General features: G+C 69.7%; 17 protein-coding genes. 16 read left to right on the top strand and 1 reads right to left on the bottom strand.

Annotated features, from left to right (window positions below):
- Nucleotides 1–167 precede the first annotated feature (167 nt).
- The 3 genes from ilvA to DELCS14_RS04580 are packed head-to-tail and all read left to right on the top strand — an operon-like array spanning nt 168 to nt 3,163.
- Nucleotides 168–1,721, top strand: coding sequence for a threonine ammonia-lyase, biosynthetic (gene ilvA / locus DELCS14_RS04590; protein WP_013800662.1), 1,554 nt, complete (start codon nt 168–170; stop codon nt 1,719–1,721).
- A 30-nt stretch (nt 1,722–1,751) separates the two neighbouring features.
- The gene (locus tag DELCS14_RS04585) at nt 1,752–2,564 is read left to right on the top strand and encodes an adenosylcobinamide-GDP ribazoletransferase (RefSeq protein ID WP_013800661.1); all 813 of its coding nucleotides are present in this window, start codon (nt 1,752–1,754) and stop codon (nt 2,562–2,564) included.
- Nucleotides 2,561–3,163, top strand: coding sequence for a histidine phosphatase family protein (locus DELCS14_RS04580; RefSeq protein ID WP_013800660.1), 603 nt, complete (start codon nt 2,561–2,563; stop codon nt 3,161–3,163). The genes DELCS14_RS04585 and DELCS14_RS04580 overlap by 4 nt, the downstream gene beginning before the upstream one ends.
- 6 nt (nt 3,164–3,169) lie before the next feature.
- Here the strand turns inward: DELCS14_RS04580 and DELCS14_RS04575 are convergent, their stop codons facing one another.
- Nucleotides 3,170–3,643, bottom strand: coding sequence for a type II secretion system protein N (locus DELCS14_RS04575; protein ID WP_013800659.1), 474 nt, complete (start codon nt 3,641–3,643; stop codon nt 3,170–3,172).
- Between the two features lie 46 nt (nt 3,644–3,689).
- Here DELCS14_RS04575 and gspG point away from each other — a divergent pair, with 46 nt between their 5' ends.
- The 13 genes from gspG (at nt 3,690) to DELCS14_RS04515 (ending at nt 15,281) form a co-directional block, all read left to right on the top strand.
- Nucleotides 3,690–4,142, top strand: a complete 453-nt coding sequence (gene gspG, locus DELCS14_RS04570; RefSeq protein WP_170961998.1) for a type II secretion system major pseudopilin GspG — start codon at nt 3,690–3,692, stop codon at nt 4,140–4,142.
- Nucleotides 4,143–4,224: 82 nt separating this feature from the next.
- Nucleotides 4,225–4,680, top strand: a complete 456-nt coding sequence (locus DELCS14_RS29430; RefSeq protein WP_013800658.1) for a GspH/FimT family pseudopilin — start codon at nt 4,225–4,227, stop codon at nt 4,678–4,680.
- Nucleotides 4,677–5,075, top strand: a complete 399-nt coding sequence (gspI, locus tag DELCS14_RS04565) for a type II secretion system minor pseudopilin GspI (RefSeq protein WP_013800657.1) — start codon at nt 4,677–4,679, stop codon at nt 5,073–5,075. Before DELCS14_RS29430 ends, gspI begins: the two co-directional genes overlap by 4 nt.
- Complete coding sequence (locus tag DELCS14_RS04560) at nt 5,076–5,783, top strand: prepilin-type N-terminal cleavage/methylation domain-containing protein (RefSeq protein ID WP_013800656.1); 708 nt, start codon at nt 5,076–5,078, stop codon at nt 5,781–5,783.
- Entirely contained in the window at nt 5,780–6,757 is a 978-nt protein-coding gene (gene gspK, locus DELCS14_RS04555) for a type II secretion system minor pseudopilin GspK (RefSeq protein ID WP_013800655.1), read from the top strand. Before DELCS14_RS04560 ends, gspK begins: the two co-directional genes overlap by 4 nt.
- Before the next feature lie 44 nt (nt 6,758–6,801).
- Nucleotides 6,802–8,046, top strand: a complete 1,245-nt coding sequence (gene gspL, locus DELCS14_RS04550; RefSeq protein WP_013800654.1) for a type II secretion system protein GspL — start codon at nt 6,802–6,804, stop codon at nt 8,044–8,046.
- Nucleotides 8,043–8,603, top strand: a complete 561-nt coding sequence (gspM, locus tag DELCS14_RS04545; protein ID WP_013800653.1) for a type II secretion system protein GspM — start codon at nt 8,043–8,045, stop codon at nt 8,601–8,603. The genes gspL and gspM overlap by 4 nt, the downstream gene beginning before the upstream one ends.
- A 2-nt stretch (nt 8,604–8,605) precedes the next feature.
- Complete coding sequence (gene gspN, locus DELCS14_RS04540) at nt 8,606–9,409, top strand: type II secretion system protein N (RefSeq protein WP_012207493.1); 804 nt, start codon at nt 8,606–8,608, stop codon at nt 9,407–9,409.
- Between the two features lie 3 nt (nt 9,410–9,412).
- On the top strand, nt 9,413–11,776 hold the full coding sequence (gene gspD, locus DELCS14_RS04535) for a type II secretion system secretin GspD (protein ID WP_013800652.1): 2,364 nt from the start codon (nt 9,413–9,415) through the stop codon (nt 11,774–11,776).
- 14 nt (nt 11,777–11,790) lie between these two features.
- Entirely contained in the window at nt 11,791–13,152 is a 1,362-nt protein-coding gene (locus tag DELCS14_RS04530; RefSeq protein WP_013800651.1) for an ATPase, T2SS/T4P/T4SS family, read from the top strand.
- 63 nt (nt 13,153–13,215) lie between these two features.
- Nucleotides 13,216–13,500 carry a hypothetical protein gene (locus tag DELCS14_RS04525; protein WP_223275171.1) on the top strand — a complete coding sequence of 95 codons (285 nt, stop codon included), beginning with the start codon at nt 13,216–13,218 and terminating at the stop codon, nt 13,498–13,500.
- 85 nt (nt 13,501–13,585) lie between these two features.
- Nucleotides 13,586–14,587, top strand: coding sequence for an LLM class flavin-dependent oxidoreductase (locus DELCS14_RS04520; protein ID WP_013800649.1), 1,002 nt, complete (start codon nt 13,586–13,588; stop codon nt 14,585–14,587).
- Between the two features lie 4 nt (nt 14,588–14,591).
- The gene (locus tag DELCS14_RS04515; RefSeq protein ID WP_013800648.1) at nt 14,592–15,281 is read left to right on the top strand and encodes a YafY family protein; all 690 of its coding nucleotides are present in this window, start codon (nt 14,592–14,594) and stop codon (nt 15,279–15,281) included.
- Nucleotides 15,282–15,332 lie beyond the last annotated feature (51 nt).

The raw sequence follows: 15,332 nt of genomic DNA, 5'->3' as shown, positions 1-15,332 counted from the left end.
TTGGTGGATTCAGCCCCCGGCTTTACAGCCTGGGGCTTTTTTTTGGTTTCGTCGCTCCCGGCCTGTGCAGGACGCTGCACTGCAGCATGATTCACAAGCGCCTATGATGGCCGCCTGACACCGACGGGCCGCCTCCCGGCCTGCTGCTCTCCAGCCTTTCGCCGACGATGAACCACCCCCTGACCCCTGCCGACTACCTGACCAAGATCCTTACCGCGCGCGTCTATGACGTGGCCGTGGAGTCGGACCTGGAGCCCGCCAAGGCGCTGAGCCGCCGCCTGCACAACAAGGTGCTGCTCAAGCGCGAGGACCAGCAGCCGGTATTCAGCTTCAAACTGCGCGGCGCCTATAACAAGATGGCGCACCTGTCGGCCGAGCAGCTGGAAAAGGGCGTGATCTGCGCCTCGGCCGGCAACCATGCACAAGGCGTGGCCCTGGGCGCACGCAAGCTCGGCTGCCGCGCCGTGATCGTGATGCCGACCACCACGCCCCAGGTCAAGATCGATGCGGTGCAGGCATTGGGCGGCGAGGTGGAACTGGCCGGTGAAAGCTATTCCGACGCCTACAAGCACGCCGTCAAGCTGCAAAAGGAAAAGGGCCTGACCTTTGTGCACCCCTTCGACGACCCCTACGTGATCGCCGGCCAGGGCACGATTGCCATGGAAATGCTGAGCCAGCTGCAAAAGCTGGGCAGCCCGCGCCTGGACGCGGTCTTTGTCGCCATCGGCGGCGGCGGCCTGATCTCGGGCGTGGCCAACTACATCAAGGCCGTGCGCCCCGACGTGAAGGTGATCGGCGTGCACACCAAGGATTCGGACGCCATGCTGCAGTCCGTGCGCGCCGGCCACCGCGTGGAGCTGGCCGACGTGGGCCTGTTCGCCGACGGCACGGCCGTCAAGCTGGTGGGCGAGGAGACCTTCCGCATCGCCCAGGGCCTGGTGGACGACTACGTGGTGGTCGATACCGACGCCGTCTGCGCCGCGATCAAGGACATCTTCGTGGACACGCGCTCCATCGTCGAGCCGTCCGGCGCCCTGGCCGTGGCGGCCATCAAGCAGTACGTTGCCAAGCACAAGACCAAGGGCGAGACCTATGCCGCCATCCTGTGTGGCGCCAACATGAACTTCGACCGGCTGCGCTTCGTGGCCGAGCGGGCCGAGGTGGGCGAGGAGCGCGAGGCTCTGTTCGCCGTGACCATCCCCGAGGAGCGCGGCAGCTTCAAGCGCTTTTGCGAAGCGGTGGGCAAGCTGCCCGGCGGCCCGCGCAACGTGACCGAATTCAACTACCGCATCAGCCACGAGAACAAGGCCCACGTCTTCGTGGGCCTGACCACGGCGGCACGCGGCGAGTCCGAGAAGATCGCCAGGAACTTCGAGAAGCAGGGCTTCGAGGCGCTGGACCTGACCTTCGACGACATGGCCAAGGAGCATCTGCGCCACATGGTCGGCGGCCATTCGCCGCTGGCGCAGGAAGAGCGCCTGCTGCGCTTCGTCTTCCCCGAGCGCCCCGGCGCACTGTTCAAGTTCCTCAGCCTGATGGCGCCGACCTGGAACATCTCGCTGTTCCACTACCGCAACCAAGGCGCCGACTACGGCCGCATCCTGGTCGGCATGCAGGTGCCTGCCAAGGATGGCAAGAAATTCGACGCCTTCCTGAGCAATCTTGGCTATCCCTGGGTCGAGGAAACCGCCAACCCGGCCTACCAGCTTTTCCTCAAGTGACGGACCTGCCGGGCCGGCACTGACACGCCCATGCAGCCGCTTCGCCACTTTGTCCTGGCCGTCCAGTTCTTCAGCCGCATCCCGGTCACGGGGCGGCTGGCCGCCTGGGCTGGCTGGAGCCCCCAGCTGCAGCACGCCAGCGTTGCCCATCTGCCCGGCGTCGGCTGGCTGGTGGGCGCATGGGGCGCAGCGTGCCTGACGGCAACGGGCTGGCTGCTGGCGCCCAGCCCCTGGATGCCGCTGGTTGCCGCCGTTCTTTCCACCGTGGCCACGCTGTGGCTGACCGGGGGACTGCACGAAGACGGATTGGCCGATGTGGCCGACGGCCTGGGCGGCTTTGTCCCGCCCGAGCGCGCGCTGGAAATCATGAAGGATTCGCGCCTGGGCGCCTACGGCGCCATGGCCCTGGTGATGGCGCTGCTGGCCAAGCTATCCCTGGTCGCGCTGCTGGTCGACATCCGCGTGCAATGGACTGCCTTGCTGCTGTGCAGCATCCATGTGCTGTCGCGCATGGCGCCGCTGGCCCTCATGCAATGCCTTCCCTATGTGGGCCAGGCGGCCCACTCCAAGGCCGTGCATGCGGCTGGCAGGCCGCTGAGCGCCATAGGCCTGGTCGCGGCAATCCTCTGGTGCCTGCCCGCCCTGGCGCTGACAGGCTGGCTGGGCGGCCTGCCGCTCGTCATCGGCCTGGTACTGCCCGGCGCCCTGGCCACGGCCGCCATGGTGCGCTGGCTGCGCCGCCGGCTGGGCGGCATGACGGGGGATTGCCTGGGCGCTGCCCAGCAGGTCTGTGAACTGGCCATGCTGCTGGGAGCCGCCGCCGTACTGGTGCGCGTGCCATGAACTCCGTCTGCGCCAACCCGGCGCCACGCCTTTGGCTGGTACGCCATGCCCGCCCCCTGGTGGCGCCCGGCATCTGCTATGGCCGACTCGACATGCAAGCCGACACCCAGGCCACGGCCGATGCGGCGCAGGCCCTGCACCTCGCCCTGCCTGCGGATTGCCTGCTGGTGCATTCGCCACTGCGCCGATGCCATCAATTGGCACAGGCCCTGCAGGCACTGCGGCCCGGCCTGGCATCGGCGGCGGACAGCCGCCTGCTGGAGATGGACTTCGGCGAGTGGGAAGGCCAGCCCTGGGATGCGCTGGACCGCAGCGCCATCGATGCCTGGGCGGCAGACCTTGCCGGGCACGCGCCGGGCCGGGGAGAGTCCCTGGCGACCATGCTGCGCAGGGTGGATGAGGCCTTGCAGCAGGCGAGCAGGGGTTCGGTGGGCGATGGCGCCGCACGCGATACCGTCTGGATCACCCATGCCGGTGTGGCGCGCTGCGCGCAATGGCTGATGCGCGAAGGCAGCGCCCTGCCCCAGGCGGCCCAATGGACGCTGCCCGCGCCTGACTTTGGCGGCTGGCTGGCGCTGGACCTGCCGTTGCCGCGCTGACCGGGATCAGCGCTTGTCGGGCAGGGGAATCTGCAGCGTGATGGAAGCCGGGCCATCGACCCTGGGGCCCAGGCGCGCCTCGCGGCCCGACACCGACTGCAGCACCACGCCGTCTTCCACAGCGCGCCCCACGCGGAAGGGCTTGGCCGGCTGGTTGCCCACGGCGATGACCGCCGCGCCGCCGCCGCTGTCGCGCCCGGCCAGCACACCGACCAGCGCATAGCGCGAGACCACAGGCGCTGCAGCGGGGACGACGGCGCCCTGCGCGGCCGCCACGCCTCCCAGGGCCTGCGCCAGCGCGGGCGCATCGACCTGCAAGGGCTCGGCGGGCGCGGGGGGCACGGGCGCTCCCGCGCCGCCGTTGCCCAGGCGCATGGCCCAGAAAGCCACGACGCCGGCAGCCAGCAGCCAGAGCACGAATGTGGCCGCCTTGACATGCCAGGTCCGGGCCTGGCCGCGGTTCAATGAAAGTGTCACCATCGCGCGATTATGATGGAGCGATATGTCCAATTTGCTGCACCGTTCCATGACCAGCCTTCCCCGCCGTCCGTTGCCTGCCCTGCGCACTGCCGTCCAGCGCGGCTTCACGCTGATCGAGCTGATGGTGGTTCTGGTCATCATCGGCGTGCTGGCGGCCCTGATCGTGCCCAATGTGCTGGACCGCGCCGACGATGCCCGCGTCACGGCTGCACGCACCGACATCACCAACATCTCCCAGGCGCTCAAGCTCTATCGCCTGGACAACCAGCGCTACCCCACGGCCGAGCAAGGCCTGCAGGCCCTGATCGTCCGCCCCACGAGCGGACCGCTGCCCAACAACTGGAAGCCCTACCTGGAAAAGCTGCCCAACGATCCCTGGGGCCGCCCCTACCAGTACCTGAATCCTGGCATCAAGGGCCCCATCGACATCATGTCCTTTGGCGCCGACGGCCAGGCCGGCGGAGAGGGCAAGGATGCCGACATCGGCAGCTGGCAATAAGTCGATGGCCCGGGCGACGGCCCGCAGGGGCCGCGCCGCACCGCACCACAGGCCCGCACTCCCGGCGGGCCTGCCTGCTCTCATGCCCCGCCAGACCGCTCCCTCCTCCCTGTCCACCCCTTCGCGCGGCTTCACCCTGCTGGAGCTGATGGTCGTCATCAGCATCATGGCGATTGCCGCCGCAGGCGTGAGCCTGTCGCTGCGCGACAGCGGACAGGCACAGCTGGAGCGCGAGGCCGAACGCCTGGCCGCGCTGCTGGAGTCGGCCCGAGCCCAGGCCCGTGCCAACGGCGTGCCCGTGCGCTGGCGGCCCATGCCGCAGGGCTTTCGCTTCGAGGGACTGCCGGCCAGCGCACAACTGCCTTCCCAGTGGCTGCAGCCCGGTGTGCAGGCGCAGCCGGCCACGCCGCTGGTGCTGGGCCCCGAGCCGCTGATTCCACCCCAGTCCGTCACGCTGACGCTGCGCGACTCCACCAGCCCGCCGCTGCGCGTGACCACGGATGGACTGCGCCCCTTTGCCGTGCAGTCCCTGCCATGACAGCCCTCCACGGACTGCTCCGAAAGCACGGTGCCCCCAGGCGCCCGGCACGCGGCTTCACGCTGATCGAGGTGCTGGTGGCCCTGGGCATCGTGGGCATTGCGCTCATGGCCGGTCTGCAGGCCACATCGGCCCTGACACTCAATGCCGAGCGCCAGTCCGAGGTGCTGCTGGCCCAGCTGTGCGCGCAAAACGAGCTGGTGCGCATGCGCCTGTCGCGCCAGATGCCGCCCGTGGGCGACAACAGCCTGACCTGCGAGCAGGGCGGCCGGCAGCTGCAGGTCCGGCTCAGCGTGCGGCCCACGCCCAATCCCAGCTTCCGCCGTGTCGATGCCCTGGTGGTCACGGCAGAGCACCCCGTGCTGCGCGTATCCACCATCGTGGGACGCTTCTGAATGCGCTTGCGCCACCCCTCCCGCACGCACGGCTTCACCCTGGTGGAGCTGATGGTGGCCATCGCCGTCATGGCCCTTCTGGCCCTGGTGAGCTGGCGCGGGCTGGACAGCATGGTGCGCTCGCAGGAGACCATTCGCGCCCGCAACGAGCAGCAGATGGTGCTGCAGACCGTCATCGCCCAATGGAATGCCGACCTCGAAGCGCTGATGCCGCTTGAAAACACGCAGGTCATCGACTGGGACGGCCAGGTGCTGCGCATGACCCGCAAGAGCAGCGCCGCCGTGGACGACGGCGCCGTGGTCGTCGCCTGGGCGCGCCGCCAGACGGCAGGGCGCGACCAGTGGCTGCGCTGGCAGTCGCCGCCGCTGCGCACGCGCGCACAGTGGCGCGATGCCTGGAACCAGGGATCGCAATGGGGGCGCAACCCCTCGGACGACCAGCGCCGGCGCGAAACCGTGCTGATGCCCCTGGACCAATGGCGCCTGTACTACTACCGCGACAACGCCTGGAGCAATCCGCAGTCCAGCGGCTCGGACAACGGCACGGGCACGGTCAACCCGCCGTCCGGCGGCACCAACAGCAGCGCGCAGCTGCCCACGATTCCCGACGGCATCCGCGTCGAACTGACCCTGCCGCCCGACAGCGCCATTCCTGGCCGCGTCACCATGGACTGGGTCAACCCCTTGCGCTCCAACAGCCGATCATGATGCGCACACCCCGCCCCCTGCCCGGCCGCAGCCGCCACCGTGGCGTGGCCCTGCTGGCCGCCATGCTCACGGTGACCCTGGTGGCCACGTTCGCCGCCACCGCGCTGTGGCAGCAGTGGCGCAGCGTGGAGGTCGAGACCGCCGAGCGCAACCGCATGCAGGCCGCCTGGATCCTGCTGGGTGCGCTGGACTGGTCGCGCGTGGTGCTGGCCGAGGATGCGCGCACCAGCCTGCAGGTGGACCATCTGGCCGAACCCTGGGCCGTGCCGCTGCAGGAGGCGCGCCTGTCCACCTTTCTGGCGGCGCAGAACAACGTCAGCCAGGTCGATGACGGCATGGCCGACATGCAGGACGCCTTTCTCTCGGGCCAGATCATCGACCTGCAGTCGCGCCTGAACCTGCGCAACCTGCTGAGCGCCCCCGACAAGCCCGAAACCCTGCGCCCGCTGTCCCGCCTGCTGGAGCGCCTGAACCTGCCCCCTGCCTATGCCACGCAGATCGTCCAGGCCCTGCGCGCAGCCGCCACCCCTGGCGAGGGCGCGCAGTTCCTGATGCCGCGCACGCTGCGCCAGTTCGGCTGGCTGGGCCTGCCGCCCGAGGTCGTCGCGCGCCTGGAGCCCTACATCACCCTGCTGCCCGAGAACACGCCCGTCAACCTCAACACCGCCAGCGCCGAAGTCATCTGGGCCAGCGTGGAGGACCTGACCTGGTCCCAGGCCAGCCAGCTGGTGCAGTTGCGCGCATCGCGCCCGCTGCGCAGCCTGGCCGATGCCTCCAACGCGCTGGGCCTGCCGCAGAAATTCGAAGGACAGAACCTGTCGGTGGCCACCAGCTTCTTCGAGGCGCGTGGCCGCATGCGCCTGGGCGAGATCGTGGCCAGCGAACGCTCCATGTTGCGTCGCAACAACATGACAGTCACTACCATCTGGCGTGAGAGGGGGGACTGGGGATTGCCCGAAGCTCCCGCTCCATGACAGATGGCTGTCACACTCGCCCCCTACAATGCCCGCTTCCGCCCATGAGCACCTTGATTCTTCATCTGCCTGCGGGCCCCGCTGGCGAATACGCCTACGCACTCAGCAGTGACGGCTTGCGCGCCGACCGGCATGGCCACGCCGCCGCAGGCCTGCTGCCCGATCCTGGCCGCACCGGCCAGACGGTTGCCGTGGTGCCGCACCAGGCCTTGTCCTGGCATCTGGTCAGCCTCCCCCATGGCGTGCCTACGGGAAGCCGGCGCGGACATGTGCGCCTGCGCGCCGTACTCGACGGGCTGCTGGAAGAGCGCCTGCTCGACGAGCCCTCCCAATTGCACCTGGCCCTGCAGCCGCAGGCACGCGCAGGCGAGCCCTGCTGGGTTGCCGCCTGCAACAAGGCCTGGCTCCATGCCCACCTTCAGGCCCTGGAATCCGCAGGGCGGCCCGTGGGCCGCATCGTGCCGGAATGTCCGCCCCAGGCCACGCCCCAGCTCTGGGCCGTGGGCTCACCCGAATCGGCCTGGCTGCTGGCCACCGGGCTGAGCACCGCCCCGCAGGGCATGGACTCGCTGGCCTGCCTGCCGCTGCGCACCGACAGTGCCGACCCTGCCATGCTGGCAGCCCTGCTTCAGGCCCTGCCCCCCGACACCCCGATCCAGGCCGACCCGGCGCTGGCCCGCGCCGCCGAGGCCCTGCAGCGCCCCGTCAGCCTGCTGACGGACGCCCAGCGCGGCCTGGCGGCCCGCGCACAAAGCTGGGATCTGGCCCAGTTCGACCTGGATCTGGGCGGCGGCAGCCGCACACGGCGGCGCATGCTCGACGGCTGGCAAAGCTTTCTGCGCGCGCCGCAATGGAAGGCCGCGCGCTGGGGCGCCGTGCTCGCCCTGCTGGCCCAGGTAGTGGGCCTCAATGCCTGGGCCTGGACCGAGAACCGCGCCATCGCGGCCAAGCAGGTCCAGGTGCGCTCCACGCTGGCCACCAGCTTTCCCCGCGTGCCCGTCATCGTCGACGCGCCCGTTCAAATGCAGCGCGAAGTCGCCACACTGCGCCAGACCGCCGGCGCGCTGACGCAGGGCGACCTGGAGCCCCTGCTGGCCGCCGCATCCCGGGCCCTGCCCGCTGGACAGTTGCCCCAGGCCATGGACTACCAGGACCGGCAGCTGCGCCTCAAGGGCGTCTCCCTGGAGGCCGAGGCACTGGAGCAGGCACAACAACATCTGGCCGGCAGCGGCCTGCGACTGCAGCGCGACGGCGCCGACCTGCTGCTTGCCCAGGAGGCCCGGCCATGAACATGCGCGCATCCCGCCAAAGCCTGGCACCCCTGCGCGCGCGCTGGAATGCCCTGGCGCCGCGTGAACAGAACATGACCCTGCTGGCCGGTGGCGTGGTGGCACTGGCCCTGCTGTGGTGGGTGGCACTGGCCCCCGCCCTGCACAGCCTGCGCACCGCGCCCGAACGCCATGCCCAGGCCGACCGCCAGTTGCGCCAGATGCAGCTGCTGCAGGCCGAGGCCGAGCAGCTGCGCGGCAACGCACGCCCCGTGGTCGGCGATGCCAAGGCGCTGCTGCAAAGCTCGCTGTCCGCCGAACTGGGCGCCTCCGCCCAATTGAACTGGATGGGCGACCGCGCACAGATCACGCTCAAGGCCGCACCCGCCGCCGCGCTGGCGCGCTGGCTGGCCCAGGTCCGCAGCAACACCCATGCCGTTCCGGCCGAGATGAAGCTGGCCCGCAGTGCCTCTGCAAGCACTGCCGCCGCCTCCGGCGCAGCAGGCGCTGCCGATGCCGTGCGCTGGGATGGCAGCCTGGTGCTGGACCTGCCCGTCGATCCGTCGCGGGCGCCTTGAGCATGCAACGCAAGCCCCGCACCCAGCCGGCCCTGCGCGCACCGCGCGGCTGGGCGCTGGCCGGTGCCCTGTGCGGCTTGGTGGCCACCACCGTCGTCTGGGCGCCCGCCGCCTGGCTGGCGCGCGGCGTGGATTCGGCCACGCAGGGCCAGGTGCTGCTGCAGCAGCCGCGCGGCACGCTGTGGAATGGCTCGGCCTCCCTGGTCTTCACCGGAGGCGCCGGCAGCCGCGACCGCACGGCCCTGCCCACACGGCTGGAATGGACGCTGCGCCCCCGCCTGGACGGCGCCCGCATACAACTGCGCAGCGAATGCTGCACACCCACGCCCGTGGTGCTGGACCTGCTGCCCCGCTGGCAGGGCCTGAGCGCCGTGGTGCATGACAGCGACACGCGCTGGCCCGCCTCCCTGCTGTCCGGTCTGGGCACGCCCTGGAACACGGTGGACCTGCAAGGCCAGCTGCGGCTGGCCACGCAGGCCCTGCAACTGCAGCTGCTGTGGCAATCGGGCCGCTGGCGCAGCGAAGGCAGCACGCGCCTGGAGGCGCTGGCCGTATCCTCACGCCTGTCACCGCTGCGCCCGCTGGGCAGCTACCGGCTGGACATCCTCGGGGGCGACAGCCCGCAGCTGCAGCTCAGTACCCTGACCGGCGACCTGCGCCTGAGCGGCCAGGGCCAATGGGTGGGCCAGCGGCTGCATTTCCAGGGCGAGGCCTCGGCCAGCCCGGAGCGCGAAACCGCGCTGTCCAACCTGCTCAACATTCTGGGACGGCGCCAGGGGCCCCGGTCCATCATTTCCTTTGGTTGATCCATGACTCAGCAGCACACGACCCTGTTCTGGCGCAACACCCTGCACACGCTGGCCGTCAGCGCCATGCTGGCCTGCACCGCTGGCACGACCCAGGCTCAGACCAACGCACCGGCCGGCGCCACGCCCAGCCTGCGCCCCGGCGAGCCTGTGACACTGAATTTCTCAGGCGCCGACATCGAGGCCGTCTCGCGCGCCATCGGCGCCATCACCAACCGCAACGTGGTGGTCGACCCCCGCGTCAAGGGCCAGATCACGCTGCTGACCGACAGGCCCGTGCCGCCTGCCACCGCCTACCAGCAGTTCCTGGCCGCGCTGCGCCTGCAGGGCTTCACCATTGTCGAATCGGCCGGCCTGTACAAGGTCATCCCCGAAGCCGACGCCAAACTGCAGGCCAGCGAAGTGGCCGTGGGCGCGAGCCGCAGCAGCGCGGGCAGCCAGATCGTCACCCAGATCTTCAAGCTCAACTACGAGAACGCGGCCAACCTGGTTCCCGTGCTGCGCCCGCTGATCAGCCCCAACAACACCATCAACGTCAACCCGGGCAACAACTCGCTGGTCATCACCGACTACGCCGACAACCTGCAGCGCATCTCGCGCATCGTGGCGACCATGGATGTGTCCAACGCCACCGATGTCGAAATCATCCCGCTGCGCCATGCCGTGGCCACCGACATGGTGGCCCTGGTCTCGCGCCTGATCGAAGGCGGCACGGCCAGCCCCGGCGGCCTCACCGTGACCGCCGGCGGCGCCAATATTCCGGGCCAGAGCGACAACGCCTTCAAGACCTCGCTGATGGCCGAGCCGCGCAGCAACTCCATCGTGCTGCGCGCGGCCAACCCCGCACGCCTGGCCCAGGTGCGCTCGCTGATCGCGCGGCTGGACCAGCCCGCCATGAACGGTGGCGGCGACCAGGGCAACATCCATGTGGTCTATCTGAAGAACGCCGACGCCGTGGCGCTGGCCGCCACCTTGCGCGCGGCCATAGGCGCCCAGGCCACGGCTGCGGGCACGGCCAGCGGCCAGCCCGGTGCGGGCGGCACCACGCCGCAGGGTGGCGGCATGTCCTCCATTCCCACCTCGCAGCCCGTGGTCTCGCGCGACTCCAGCGGCACGGCATCCATGGGTATGGGCTCGTCCTCGGGCCTGGGCAGCGGCGGCGGGGGCGGCGCGCTGGGCGTGGCCCAGCAGCCGTCCACGGGCGGCATGATCCAGGCCGATCCGTCCACCAACTCGCTGATCATCACGGCCCCACCGCCCGTCTATCGCCAACTGCGCGCCGTGATCGACAAGCTCGACGGCCGCCGCGCCCAGGTTCTGATCGAAAGCCTGATCGTCGAAATCAAGGACAACCGGCTGGCCCAGTTCGGCATCCAGTGGCAGGCCATGCTCAGCAACAACGGCCGCGTGATCGGCACCCTGGGCACGAACTCCAATGTGGCGGGCGCCAACATCCTGAACCTGCTCGGCCTGGTCAAGGATGGAGGCCTCGACGGCAGTGCCATCACGGGCGACACGCTGACCAGCCTGAGGGGCACCAACCTCGGCTTCACGCAGCGCGTCAACGGCAAGGACACTCTGGGCTTTCTGGCCAACTTCCTGCAAAACAGCGGTGACGCCAACATCCTGTCCACGCCCAACCTGATGACGCTGGACAACGAGGAGGCGCGCATCATCGTGGGCCAGAACGTGCCCATGGTCACGGGCTCCTACGCCAGCAATTCCACGGGCGGCACGGTCAACCCGTTCACCACTGTGGAGCGCAAGGACGTGGGCCTGATGCTGCGCGTGCGCCCGCAGATCAACGAGAACGGCACGGTGAAGCTGGCCGTGTTCCAGGAGGTCTCCTCGGTGGACGAGTCCACGCGCAAGGACACCAACGGCCTGACCACCAACAAGCGCTCCATCGAGTCCAACGTGCTGGTCGAGGACGGCAACATCGTCGTGCTCGGCGGCCTGATCGACGACAACTACTCCCAGGCCGAGGACCGGGTGCCTCTGCTGGGCGACATCCCCGTGGTCGGCAACCTGTTCCGCAACACCAACCGCAAGCGCAACAAGACCAACCTGATGGTCTTCCTGCGCCCCGTGGTGATGCGCGATGCGACTGCGACCAACCAGGTCTCTTCCGAGCGCTACGAAGCCATCCGCGCGCAGCAACAGAGCCTGCAGCCCGAGCCCAGCGCCCTGCTGCGCTCGGTCAATGCCGCGCCCGTGCTGCCCACGCTGACGCCGCAGCCGGACCCCGGCTCGTTCACCAACCCGGCCGCCATCGTCAACGTGCCGGGCGCAAAGCCCGAGCTGATCGACTTCACCCAGCCGCAGCCCGCCGCTCCCGCCGTGCCGGCAGCCCCCGGCGCGCTCTGAGGCAGGAAGGCCCCATGCGCTATCCCCTGCCCTATTCGTTTGCGCGCACCAGCCAGCTGCTGATCGAGGACGACGGCCACGAGCCCCTGCTCTGGCACGGCCCCTCGCCCGACTGGCAGGCCCTGTCCGAAGTCCAGCGCAAGCATGCGGTGCAGCGCTGGCAGATGCTGGATGCGGGCACGCTGGCGCACCGCATCAGCGCCGCCTATTCGCAGGGCGAGTCCAGCGCGGCCCTGGTGGTCAGCGAGGTCGAGTCCGACGCCGACCTCTCGCGCATGATGCAGGAGCTGCCCGCCGTCGAGGACTTGCTGGAGACTGCGGACGACGCGCCCATCATCCGCATGCTCAACGCCCTGCTCACGCAGGCCGCGCGCGACGGCGCCAGCGATATCCACATCGAGCCCTATGAGCGCCACTCCAGCGTGCGCTTTCGCGTGGACGGCGACCTGCGCGAGGTCGTGCAGCCCAACCGGGCCCTGCACGCGGCGCTGATCTCGCGCCTGAAGATCATGGCCGACCTGGACATCGCCGAAAAGCGGCTGCCCCAGGACGGCCGCATCAGCCTGCGCCTGGGCACGCGCGCCATCGACGTGCGCGTCTCCACCCTGCCCAGCGCCCACGGCGAGCGCGCCGTGCTGCGCCTGCTGGACAAGAGCGAGAGCAAGCTCAGTCTGGAGGCCGTTGGCATGCAGGGCGAGACGCTGAGGCGATTCACCCACATGACGGCCCAGCCCCACGGCATCGTGCTGGTCACCGGCCCCACGGGCTCGGGCAAGACCACCACGCTGTACGCGGCGCTGTCGCGCATGGACGCCAGCCACAGCAACATCATGACGGTGGAAGACCCCATCGAGTACGAGCTGGCCGGCGTGGGGCAGACCCAGGTCAACGCCAAGATCGAGCTGACCTTCGCCAAGGCCCTGCGCGCCATCCTGCGCCAGGACCCGGACGTGATCATGATCGGCGAAATCCGCGACTTCGAGACCGCGCAGATCGCCATCCAGGCCTCGCTGACGGGCCACCTGGTGCTGGCCACGCTGCACACCAACGATGCATCCAGCGCCGTCACCCGCCTGATCGACATGGGCGTGGAGCCGTTCCTGCTGTCGTCCTCCCTGCTGGGCGTGCTGGCCCAGCGCCTGGTGCGCAAGATCGACACCACCGAGCCCAGTGGCTACCGAGGGCGCACCGGCATCTTCGAGATGCTGGTGGTGGACGACACCATCCGCGCGCAGATCCACCGCCAGGCCAGCGAGGCCGAGATCCGCGACACCGCGCTGGCCTCGGGCATGCGCCTGATGCGCGACGACGGCGAGCGGCTGGTGCGCGAGGGCATCACCACGCCCGAGGAAGTGCTGCGCGTCACGCGCGACTAGGCGCAGGCGGCCACGCCCGACCCTGCGCAGCACGGGGCATCCCCGTTTGCCACAATGGTCGGCATGTTGGAATCCCTACGCGCCTGGAGCGCTCCCTATGGCGGCGACCTGTTCCTGTGGGTCGCCACGCTGAGCCTGATCAGCTACATCGCCCTGTGGTGGTTCAAGTCCCGGCTGTCCACCAGCCAGCTGCGCCGCGTCATCCGCCTGTCGGCGCTGGTGGCGCTGCCGCTGTCCTGGCTGGCCATCCAGCAGGGCGAGAACCATCTGGCGGCTGCCATCCTCCCCCTGGTCTGGTGCGTGGTGCTGGGCATCACCTGCGCACGGGAAATGTCCAGAAGAAACTGAGTGCGCGAACGCGCACCAGGAATGCCCTGGCGCGGCAAGGCCCGCGCCGCCCCCACCCACCGTGAACTGGAAGTTGGAACCTGCCATGACATCATTCAATGAAGTCCGTCTGTCCATGCTCGACCTCGTGGCCGTGCGCGAAGGCGGCACCGTCGCCGAGGCCCTGGACATTGCGCTGGCCACGGCCCGCAAGGCCGAGGAACTGGGATTCGAGCGCTACTGGCTGGCCGAGCACCACAACATGCCCGGCATCGCCAGCTCGGCCACGGCCGTGCTGATCGGCCATATCGCAGGCGGCACCTCGAAGATCCGCGTGGGCTCGGGCGGCATCATGCTGCCCAACCATGCCCCCCTGGTGGTCGCCGAAGCCTTCGGCACGCTGGCCGAGCTGTACCCGGGCCGCATCGACCTGGGCCTGGGCCGTGCGCCAGGCACCGATGGCGCCACCATGCGCGCCCTGCGCCGCGACCGCGTCGAGACCGAGGAGGATTTCCCGCGCGACGTGATGGAGCTGCAGCGCCTGCTGGGCCCGGCCACGCCCGAGCAAAAGCTGGTGGCCACGCCCGGCGCGGGCACCAACGTGCCGATCTGGCTGCTGGGCTCCAGCCTGTTCTCGGCCCAGCTGGCCGCCCACCTGGGCCTGCCCTACGCCTTTGCCTCGCACTTCGCGCCGCGCATGCTCTACCAGGCCGTGCAGCTGTACCGCAGCCTGTTCAAGCCGTCGGCCCAACTGGCCAAGCCCTACGTGATCGTCGGCGCCCCCGTGATCGCCGCGCCCACCGATGACGAGGCCGAGTACCTGGCCAGCAGCACCTACCAGCGCGTGCTGGGCATCATCACGGGCCGGCGCGGACTGCTGCCGCGCCCCATCGAGAACTATGCGACCCAGCTCGGCGAGCAGGAGCGCCGCGCCATCGGCGACTTCCTGGCCGTGGCCTCCATCGGCGGCCCGGACAAGGTGCGCACGCGCCTGCAGAAGCTGCAGGCCGACACCGAGGCCGACGAGCTGATCCTGGTCAGCGACGTGTATGACCGCGACCTGCGCCTGCGCTCGCTGGAGATCACGGCCGGCGTCATGGGCCGCTGAAGGCATGAGCCGCTCCGCCCGGCTGCTGCAGCTGATCGACCTGCTGCGCCGCGCGCGCCTGCCCCAGGCCGGGCCGGTGCTGGCCCGGCAGCTGGACGTGAGCCTGCGCACCCTGTACCGCGACATTGCCACCCTGCGCGAGCAGGGTGCAGCGATTGCGGGCGACCCGGGTGTGGGCTATGAGATGCGGCCCGGCTTTCTGCTGCCGCCGCTGATGTTCACGCCCGATGAGCTGGAGGCCCTGCTGCTGGGCGCGCGCTGGGCCAGCCGCCAGGCCGACCCCGAGCTCGCCCAGGCCGCCACCGCCGCGCTGGACCGCATACGCAGCGCGCTGCCGCTGGAGCTGCGCATCGAGGTGGACACCAGCGGCCTGCTGGTGCCGCCCATCTGCCACGAATCCGTGACCGAGCCCTGGCAGACCGCGCTGCGCCTGGCGATACGGCGCCAGCACCGGGTGCTGCTGCACTACACGGATGAGAAGGGCCAGCCGACCGAGCGCCAGATCTGGCCTTTTGCCATGGCTTTCTTCGATCAGCGGCGCATTCTTGCGGCCTGGTGCGAACTGCGCCAGGACTTCCGCCATTTCCGCGCCGACCGCGTGCGCTCCGTCACCGATCTGCAGGAACGCTATCCCGACCACCGCAGCGGCCTGATCGAACGCTGGTCGCGGCAACTGGGCTACACGGTCCGCTGACACCACTGCTGACAAAAACTGTCAGCATGGCCTCCTACAGTCGCTCCCATG

It is taken from the genome of Delftia sp. Cs1-4 (assembly GCF_000214395.1).
Lineage (GTDB): Bacteria > Pseudomonadota > Gammaproteobacteria > Burkholderiales > Burkholderiaceae_C > Comamonas > Comamonas acidovorans.
Note: the sequence above shows the minus strand (reverse complement) of the source record. Positions and strands in the feature narration are given on the sequence as shown.